The sequence below is a fragment of the Aeromonas aquatilis genome, assembly GCF_054052405.1.
In genome coordinates this window covers 22,459-30,030 of record NZ_JBSTYP010000057.1, presented here as the reverse complement: position 1 = coordinate 30,030, position 7,572 = coordinate 22,459, and the positions used below count along the sequence as shown (strand labels likewise).

Genomic DNA, 7,572 nt, shown 5'->3' with positions numbered 1-7,572 from the left:
GAGCGTTACGGGAGGGGCGTGAATATCAAAGCATGTTTGCATGAGGCGCTGGGGCACCCCATGCAACACGTAATTGGGACATAGCCTTTTTCATCTACTCCGATTGCGTCCACTGAACTTTGATCTTCGATGCTCATAGGCATTTAACGTTTGGTTAATGGGCCGGCTTTAGCCGGTCCCGAGTGAGCGAAGCGAACGGCTTGAACCAGTTGTTATGCGGCTCACTTGAATTCATATGTTGCGGTGCCATTTGGTTTCATTTTGATTATTACTGTTTCGTACTGGTGGTCACGCTGCGCCTCTAATTTGAGTAGTTCTCGCGCTGCGTTGTGCGGGCCAAAAATGTTGGTTGGTTCAAACTTAAATTCCTCACCGGAATTATTCATGGTTGCACGATATGAGCTTTTAGAGTTTGTTAGGCCGGCTTCATGTGTGATTGTGAATGTAGCTTTAACTTCTGCCCAGCCTTTGGGAGCATCAATGGTTACGTTTTCATACATGAAGCTAACCAAGCCATTGGCGGTAAAGTTTTGTGACATTGAGAAGCTGCTCCATAGTAGGGTTGTCAGGATGAATATAATTTTTTTCATACATGATTCTCAGTTAACGCATAACGCCGCCTGCAACGGCCGGAGGTAAATGGCGCATTTTTTGGCAACGCCAAAAAACGTGACAGTTGCTGGAGGTCCGATCGCCGGGCCTTGTTAAGTGCTTTACGCATAACTCCCGCCCCTTGAGTTTATAATTTTCACACCCCTTTATGCGGCACTTTTCAGTAGATATTCCACCATGAGCTAGAAGTGACAGCTTACCCAAATCCGACTGCTGCGCCTTGTTAGCCTTTTTTCCAAAACTGCCACCATCTTCTACTTTGCTCATTACCGGGCACATCGCTTTCTTCAGTTGGTCGCGGAAATGGGTTTGATGCAACAATCAACGATAAATTTATGAGATTGAATAATTTATCCGAAAGATCTTCATACTCTTTATGAGTGGCAGCATCGTTGAATCCCATGTCGTTCCATGATCCCATTCCTCCAAACACCCAAGCGCGTTGACACGCGTTCAGTAGTTGGTGGTATTCGGGTGGAGCATAGCCAGCAGGGAATATTTTGTATTCTTTATCGCTGGCAATAGGTGGCTCATCAAGAGCCTTCAGCCCCCTATCGAAACACTCACCAAAGTTGCTGCAATCATTTGTATGAGCAAAGTCACTTATTCTTTGAAGCGTTTCTTTTAGCCGTTCTTTTACTTCAGCCGCAGGTGGTAAAGGCTGCTCGGGCTGATTAGAATTTCTTAAGATTCGCCCATATTTTACATGCCATATGTTCTGTTCAGGATCATCTTTATCACCCACCACCCACCACCCACCTAGCTTCCCAGAAATCAGATTTGGTTGGCTTTACCGCTTCAATTAACCACCGCCCACCACCTCCGACGAAGGCCACAGACATTCGGTCTGATATTTCCTCTTTATTTGTAGAGATATATCTGACTCTTAGCTGGACAACGCCCGTCTCATTTAGCTTTTTGAACCAAGCATTGGGGTCCTTTGCAAATTCTCTTTCATGCCACTTCGTTCCCGAGCTTTGTAGATCCACAAATTTTACAAATTTGCAGAACTTGAAAGTAGAACTATTTGGAAAATAGCTCTCATCTAAACGCTCAGCTAAATATTCATTCCCATGAGCGGCTATCGAAAGTAGTTGGGCAATTGTTCCTTGCATGGAATTTCCGAAAGGGGGCTAACGATTAAGCTAACGGGCGTCCAAAAGCGCAGCTTTTGGACGTCCAGCGAACGAAGTGAGCGGCAGTTGAGCGCATTGTTATGTGCCTATTCCTCGTATTCAATGAAGTCCCAAGGAATCTCTTTCTTGAATATCTGAATGGATTCCTCCATTAGCTCAAGTGAAATTGATTCTTTGAATACTGTTACTGTCCGAGTTCTGTCCGTGTCGTCTCTGAAAATTTCAACGACCAGCTCGTCGTTTCTGTAGATTTCAACACCGATCCCGTCTCGAGGATTCACATCGCTTGCGACTACAACTCTGTCTTTGGGGAGCGACATAGGCCTTCCTTTGGCACATAACAATTTATTATACGGAATGTTTCCACATAGAAACATGCGACTGTTCCACATATCCTGCCAATTTTTTTGTATCACATCAATGTAGTTATCCATATTTTCAATATGTTATATCAATGTTTCTTGCATTAACTGTAGGATAAATGGTCGAGTTTCCTCTATATCCAATATGGGGCTCCACTAGCATCCATACTGTGTGCAAATACATCTAGTATGTTGGGCCAAAAATTGTATCTCGTATGTTGGGCTAAAAATCGTAGGTTGGTGCTGAACGAAGTGAAGCCCAACGTTTACCGCAGAAACGTATCTGCACATTTGTTATATCTATCCAACCCGTGTTTATTCCATTCTGGTTGAGGTGATAATGCTCGTCTGTTGGGCTTCCCTACGCTCTGCGCCAACCTACAAAAACGAGGCTACCGAGTATAAATATCGGAACGCTCGTTTATTTTACCTAGACGAACTAACCTGGAGGCAATGGAACCTTTTGTTCTTTTATGGATTCTTGATAATTCATCAACACCTAAGCCTGAATCAAAGCTATTTGCCAATAGCTCATCTTCGTCTGGTTTCCACGGCTTACCAGCATTTTCTGGTAAATCAGATTTACGCTTTTCAGAAATGATTGATGCTTCGAGGCTCTGTTTTGCGATAAATAAAGCTCGAATGACTTTCGGCTGATTGAAGCAGTTTTCTTCAGATAACTCTTCACCGGTTTCAGGATTAACGCCTTCTGACAATGCTGAGATGATTTCTAAAGCCTTAATGACATCCATATTTTTCCCTTTAACGCTGAAGAACTTGTCTGTTGGTCTTCGCTACGCTCTGAGCCAACTTACAAAGACCACGCTGCCGCCCCTGAATTTCAGCCTCCAGTCTGCTGCTTTTTACCGGCGTTTTGGCACTGGCTTGGCTCATGGCTGACTCCTGCGAGAGGTTGCCAAGCGGCTATGTTACCGAACGGGGCTGTAAGGGGAAGTGCAGATTGGTGGTTTCCTGAGCAAGATCAACAAATTATGCAATCATCTCGCAGGTTAGAATCGCCCGGCGTATTCGGACAGTCGTGAAAGGAATATCGGGCAGGGTGGGGTTATCAAGAGGGGAAAACCGAAGATGGGCCTGTGGCCCATCTGGCCGGAGATCAGGTGGCTTGCTCCCCGACGGTGGCGCTTGGCTCGGTTGCGGTCAGCTGTACCTCGATCTGGAGCCCCTGTACCAGCACGGTTTTCAGATCCTGCAGGTACTCCTCCAGCGGCGACTCTTGCAGCAGCTGGGCGAGCTCGTTGCCCACCGGGGTGAGGCGGTAGTAGAGCAGGGTGATATTGTTCTGCTTGCACTGCAGCCGCCAGCGCTGGTTGCCGAACTCCAACTCGACCCCATCGGCGGGCAGCGGGCCGGACTCCAGCTCCGCGCGATGCAGCAGCCCCAGCTCGAACAGCTGCAGCAGGGCGTTGTAGGGGAGGCGATATTTGCCAAGGCCAAGGCGGGTGGCCTTGGCGCGGCTCAGCAGGGTGGCCCCCTTGTGCAGCCCCAGCAGCAGTCGCTGCTCGTCGCTGCCGGTGTAGTGGCAGGTTAGCGAACAGATACGCTGGAACAGATGGGCCTCGCGCTGAGTCATCTCTTTGAGGGTGGAGAGCGCCCGGATGGAGAAGCGGCCCGGCGTGGCCACCTCCAGCGCGAAGATCCGCCCCCACAGCTGTTGCATCGGCACCATGCTGATATCTTCCGCCAGTTGCAGGAAGCGGGTCAGCCAGTCGCTGTCCATCTCGCCGCCGGCCGCCGTCTCTTCGCAGTGGCGGGAGGCCATCACCATGATGGCTTCCAGATTGCGCTGGCGGGCGGCCTGATCCGCCAGATGGCGAAAGGTCGCTCGCTGTTCGAAGGTGCTGTCGCTGTTGCGGGTGAGCATGCCGTCGATGCCGCGACTGCGGGCCAGACGCAGGGTCTGCTCTTGGCTGCTCAGGATCGAACTCTCTTTTTTCGGGGGGGGGAGGTCTGCCATGCTGACTCCATTCGCACAGGTTATGGAGGTGAATGTTACTCCAACCGGGATGCCAAGATAACAAAGCGGCCTCCGTGGAGGCCGCTTTTTTTGCAACGGGAGGATTACTCCTCGTAGACGCTCACCTCGACCGCTTCCATCGAGTAGGAGGCGGTGGCCATCTCGTGGCTGGAGCTGACCGTGCGCATCTTGCCCTTCACCCAGATGGCATCCCACAGATCATCCACTGGCGCACCCTTGGGGTAGCTCACATAGATCACCTGATTGGTGGGGGGCGGCGGCACATGGATGCAGGCACCGAAGTAGGGCACCAGCAGGAAGGCGGTGATCTTCTTGGCATCCCCCTCCAGCGGCACCACGAAGCCCGGAATGCGCACATCCTGGTTGTCCAGCTTCTTGTTCACGCCGCCCACCGGTTGCGGCACGGAGGCGAGATCCCCATCGTGGCTCACCTGCGGAGGGGGCAGCAGTTTCTCCCCTTCCGGGATCAGCACATCCCAGTCGATGGTCTTGTAATCGGCGGCCAGGGCGGGCAGCACCAGCAGGCTGGCGAGCAGCGCCACAATTTTCCACTTCATCATCTGTCCTTCTGTTTTTCTTTTGGGCGTCTCACTAGACGCGAATGCTCATGCCATCGCTCAGGCTGTAGCGATAAGCGCGGGCGGCAGGGAGCAGGCCGATTACCATGCCTGCCAGCCAGACTACCCCCAGCAACTGCCACTCGTAGGTACTCGGCAGCCCCAAGCTTAATTGCAGGCCATAGTGGCTGAGCAGCCAGGGCGAGGCAAGCCCCTGCCCCAGATAGAGCACGGCGACCCCGAGGGCGATGCCGACCGTGGTCAGCGCCATGGCCTCCAGCGCCAGCAGCAGGAACAGATGGGCAGGGCCCGCGCCAAGGGATCTCAATATGGCGAGCTCCCGACGCCGCTCGTTAAGCCCCGCCAGCAGGGTCGTCAGCATGCCGATCAGGCCCGCGACTACCACAAAACCGGCGATGACCGACAGCGCGGTTTCCGCCACGCTCATCAGGCTCCACAGCTCCTGCAGGGCGGCCCCCGGCAGGATCGCCATCAGCGGCTCTTTGGGATAGGTGTTGACGCTGCGTTGCAGCTGGAACGCCAGGATCCGGTTGCTCAGCCCCACCATAAAGGCGGTGATGGTCTTCGGGGTCAGATCCTGTGCCATGGCTTGCTCGGGGGTCACGTTTTTGCTGTGACGACCGGTATCCCAGCCCAGATGGATCGCTTCGATCCCCGCCAGCGGCACATGGATGGTGCGATCGATGGGCGTGCCGGTCGGCGCCAGAATACCCACCACCTTGAACGGCAGATTGTCGTGCTGGCTGAACGAGGTGTTGCCAGCACCGTGGGCGATGACGATGGATTGGTCAAGGTGATAGCCGAGCTTCTCGGCTACCTGGGCGCCGAGCACTGCTTCAAACGGCGTGTCGAATGGCCGCCCCTCGCGCAGTTGCAGCGACTGTTGCTGACCGTACTTCAGGTGAGTGAAGTAGTCGCCATTGGTGCCGAGCACCCGAAATCCCTTGTGGGAGTCACCAAGGGAAAGCGGGATGGTCCAGGCGACGCCCGGTTTCTGTTTGATGGCTTGATAGGAGTCCCACCCCACGTTGTTGGTGGGGTTGCCGATGCGAAACACCGAGTAGAGCAGCAGGTTAACCTGACCGGAGCGGGCGCCAACGATGAGATCGGTGCCCGAGACGGTGTTGGAGAAGCTTTCGCGGGCCTGGGTGCGCACCCGCTCCACCCCGAGTAGCAGGGTGACGCTGATGGCGACGGCCAGCAGGGTGAGCCCGGCGGTGAGGCGGCGGGCCCAGAGACTTTGCAGGGCGAGCTTTAGCATGATGCCCTCCGGTTGAGCTGTTGCAGGTTTTCGACCCGCGGGAACAGGGGTTCGAGATAAGGGTCGTGACTGACGAAGATGAGGGTCGAGCCCTGCTTGTCGCACTCCTCAAACAACAGCTTGATAAAGGCGGCCCGGTTGTCGGTATCGAGGGCCGAAGTAGGCTCGTCGGCGATCACCAGTGGCGGCGAGCCGATCAGCGCCCGCGCGGCAGCAACCCGCTGCTGCTGGCCGATGCTGAGGGCATGGACGGGGCGATGCAGTGCGTCATCCGGCAGTTGCAGCTCCGCCAGCAGACGGCGCGCCTCCTGCTCCGGACTCCCTTGCAGGCGGGCCCGTTTGGCGGGCGAAAAGGTGAGGGCAGCGGTCACGTTGTCCTGCACCGAGAGAAAGGGCAGCAGATTGAACTGCTGGAAGATATAACCCAGATTGGCCGCCCTGAAGTGGTCACGGGCACGGCCAGAGAGCCGGGCCAATGGTTGGCCCAGCACCTCCAGGGTGCCGTGGTTGGCTGTCTGGATCCCGGCCAGCAACCCGAGCAGGGTCGATTTGCCGGAGCCCGATGGCCCCTTGATAAAGACCCGCTCACCCTCGCGGATGGTGAGGGCGGGCAAATCGAGTACGGCGTCGCCACCTGGCCAGGCAAAGGCCAGATCGCGGATCTCAACCACGGATTTTTTCATGGCGTTACCAGCTCAGCTTGTTGGCGGACGGGGTCAGCTCGCCAGCGGTCTGGCCGGTGGGCAGGATCCCCTGCACGCTCAGCTTCTCAAGGCTCGGATAGACGCTGAACAGGGTCGCCTCAAGACCGGTCAGTTTGGCTGGCGTGGCACAGGTGTAGGTGTACATGGCGCCCATATCGGCGTGACCCGCTTCGTCATGATCATGGTGGTCTTCATGTTTGTCGCTGGCAGCCTTGTCATGGTCGTGCTCATGCTCATGCTCTTCTTTGGCGGCTTGCAGCTCCTGCTGGGTCAGTTTGCAGCCAGCGGCCGGGTCGAAGCGGAACAGGGCGTCAGGCTGCTGGAGGCGGGCGACCGCCTTGGCATATTGCGCCTTCTCTTCATCGCTCTTGGCGGCGTGCTCGAAGCCCACCAGATCGGCGGCAGGGGCTTGCAGTTCGATCATCAACTGGTCGCCATCGACCACCAGATTGAGGTGGCCATGGCCGTGCTCGTGGGCGCCGTGGCTGTGGCTCTCGTGTTCGTCGTGATTTGCGTGTGCGCCAAAGGCCGCAGCGGCCAGCAACAGAGTAACTGCTTTCATCTTTAATCCTTTTTTCAAAACAAATAGTGAACTTAAACAAAGGGATAGATAAAAGCAGAGGCGGGCGGCGCACGGATGGCATAGCTGTGAAGCGTGGCGGTATCTGCCGAGCGTTGCATGGTTGCAACGACGGGCAGAACAGAGGTCAAACTAGGGAAACAATAGGGGGGGGTGGTGATGACCTGCTTGCCATCCAGATGGAGGGCGCAAACCAGGCAGTGATGGTCGTCGTGGCCGGGCAGGGCAGATTCAAACTGGTGCCGGGCAAGGGCAGGCTGCAGCCATAACCAGCCCAGCAGCAAGATCCAGATTTTCAGCTTGATACGACCCATAGACCCTTATGGAAAGGGCGCCATCA

At 55.0% G+C, this 7,572-nt stretch carries 12 protein-coding genes; all 12 read right to left on the bottom strand.

Annotated features, from left to right (window positions below; genetic code table 11):
• Positions 1 to 221: 221 nt before the first annotated feature.
• Positions 222 to 590, bottom strand: a complete 369-nt coding sequence (locus ACW5W8_RS19115; RefSeq protein WP_498629586.1) for a hypothetical protein — start codon at positions 588 to 590, stop codon at positions 222 to 224.
• A 245-nt stretch (positions 591 to 835) separates the two neighbouring features.
• The gene (locus ACW5W8_RS19110) at positions 836 to 1,357 is read right to left on the bottom strand and encodes a hypothetical protein (protein WP_498629584.1); all 522 of its coding nucleotides are present in this window, start codon (positions 1,355 to 1,357) and stop codon (positions 836 to 838) included.
• Positions 1,350 to 1,727: a hypothetical protein gene (locus tag ACW5W8_RS19105; protein ID WP_498629582.1), complete on the bottom strand. Its 378-nt coding sequence runs from the start codon at positions 1,725 to 1,727 to the stop codon at positions 1,350 to 1,352. The genes ACW5W8_RS19110 and ACW5W8_RS19105 overlap by 8 nt, the downstream gene beginning before the upstream one ends.
• Positions 1,728 to 1,834: 107 nt before the next feature.
• Complete coding sequence (locus ACW5W8_RS19100; protein WP_095939100.1) at positions 1,835 to 2,068, bottom strand: hypothetical protein; 234 nt, start codon at positions 2,066 to 2,068, stop codon at positions 1,835 to 1,837.
• A 434-nt stretch (positions 2,069 to 2,502) separates the two neighbouring features.
• Complete coding sequence (locus tag ACW5W8_RS19095; protein ID WP_498629580.1) at positions 2,503 to 2,862, bottom strand: hypothetical protein; 360 nt, start codon at positions 2,860 to 2,862, stop codon at positions 2,503 to 2,505.
• 10 nt (positions 2,863 to 2,872) lie between these two features.
• Complete coding sequence (locus tag ACW5W8_RS19090; protein WP_498629578.1) at positions 2,873 to 3,004, bottom strand: hypothetical protein; 132 nt, start codon at positions 3,002 to 3,004, stop codon at positions 2,873 to 2,875.
• Between the two features lie 223 nt (positions 3,005 to 3,227).
• A complete protein-coding gene (locus tag ACW5W8_RS19085) occupies positions 3,228 to 4,088 on the bottom strand; it encodes a TIGR03899 family protein (protein WP_498629576.1) in 861 nt (286 codons plus the stop codon).
• 104 nt (positions 4,089 to 4,192) lie between these two features.
• Positions 4,193 to 4,669 (bottom strand): DUF3299 domain-containing protein, encoded by a 477-nt coding sequence (locus ACW5W8_RS19080; RefSeq protein ID WP_111807076.1) that lies wholly within the window; start codon positions 4,667 to 4,669, stop codon positions 4,193 to 4,195.
• Between the two features lie 31 nt (positions 4,670 to 4,700).
• The gene (locus ACW5W8_RS19075; RefSeq protein WP_203118479.1) at positions 4,701 to 5,948 is read right to left on the bottom strand and encodes an ABC transporter permease; all 1,248 of its coding nucleotides are present in this window, start codon (positions 5,946 to 5,948) and stop codon (positions 4,701 to 4,703) included.
• On the bottom strand, positions 5,942 to 6,631 hold the full coding sequence (locus tag ACW5W8_RS19070) for an ABC transporter ATP-binding protein (RefSeq protein WP_498629573.1): 690 nt from the start codon (positions 6,629 to 6,631) through the stop codon (positions 5,942 to 5,944). The genes ACW5W8_RS19075 and ACW5W8_RS19070 overlap by 7 nt, the downstream gene beginning before the upstream one ends.
• 4 nt (positions 6,632 to 6,635) lie before the next feature.
• Positions 6,636 to 7,214, bottom strand: a complete 579-nt coding sequence (locus tag ACW5W8_RS19065) for a DUF2796 domain-containing protein (RefSeq protein ID WP_498629571.1) — start codon at positions 7,212 to 7,214, stop codon at positions 6,636 to 6,638.
• Between the two features lie 32 nt (positions 7,215 to 7,246).
• The gene (locus ACW5W8_RS19060) at positions 7,247 to 7,546 is read right to left on the bottom strand and encodes a hypothetical protein (protein ID WP_498629569.1); all 300 of its coding nucleotides are present in this window, start codon (positions 7,544 to 7,546) and stop codon (positions 7,247 to 7,249) included.
• Positions 7,547 to 7,572 lie beyond the last annotated feature (26 nt).

What these genes read in the sequence shown, in the direction of transcription:
- ACW5W8_RS19085 (WP_498629576.1), bottom strand. Translation starts at nt 4,088, where the DNA reads ATGGCAGACCTCCCCCCCCCGAAAAAAGAGAGTTCGATCCTGAGCAGC.
- ACW5W8_RS19060 (WP_498629569.1), bottom strand. Translation starts at nt 7,546, where the DNA reads ATGGGTCGTATCAAGCTGAAAATCTGGATCTTGCTGCTGGGCTGGTTA.
- ACW5W8_RS19090 (WP_498629578.1), bottom strand. Translation starts at nt 3,004, where the DNA reads ATGAGCCAAGCCAGTGCCAAAACGCCGGTAAAAAGCAGCAGACTGGAG.
- ACW5W8_RS19080 (WP_111807076.1), bottom strand. Translation starts at nt 4,669, where the DNA reads ATGATGAAGTGGAAAATTGTGGCGCTGCTCGCCAGCCTGCTGGTGCTG.
- ACW5W8_RS19100 (WP_095939100.1), bottom strand. Translation starts at nt 2,068, where the DNA reads ATGTCGCTCCCCAAAGACAGAGTTGTAGTCGCAAGCGATGTGAATCCT.
- ACW5W8_RS19065 (WP_498629571.1), bottom strand. Translation starts at nt 7,214, where the DNA reads ATGAAAGCAGTTACTCTGTTGCTGGCCGCTGCGGCCTTTGGCGCACAC.
- ACW5W8_RS19095 (WP_498629580.1), bottom strand. Translation starts at nt 2,862, where the DNA reads ATGGATGTCATTAAGGCTTTAGAAATCATCTCAGCATTGTCAGAAGGC.
- ACW5W8_RS19075 (WP_203118479.1), bottom strand. Translation starts at nt 5,948, where the DNA reads ATGCTAAAGCTCGCCCTGCAAAGTCTCTGGGCCCGCCGCCTCACCGCC.
- ACW5W8_RS19105 (WP_498629582.1), bottom strand. Translation starts at nt 1,727, where the DNA reads ATGCAAGGAACAATTGCCCAACTACTTTCGATAGCCGCTCATGGGAAT.
- ACW5W8_RS19070 (WP_498629573.1), bottom strand. Translation starts at nt 6,631, where the DNA reads ATGAAAAAATCCGTGGTTGAGATCCGCGATCTGGCCTTTGCCTGGCCA.
- ACW5W8_RS19115 (WP_498629586.1), bottom strand. Translation starts at nt 590, where the DNA reads ATGAAAAAAATTATATTCATCCTGACAACCCTACTATGGAGCAGCTTC.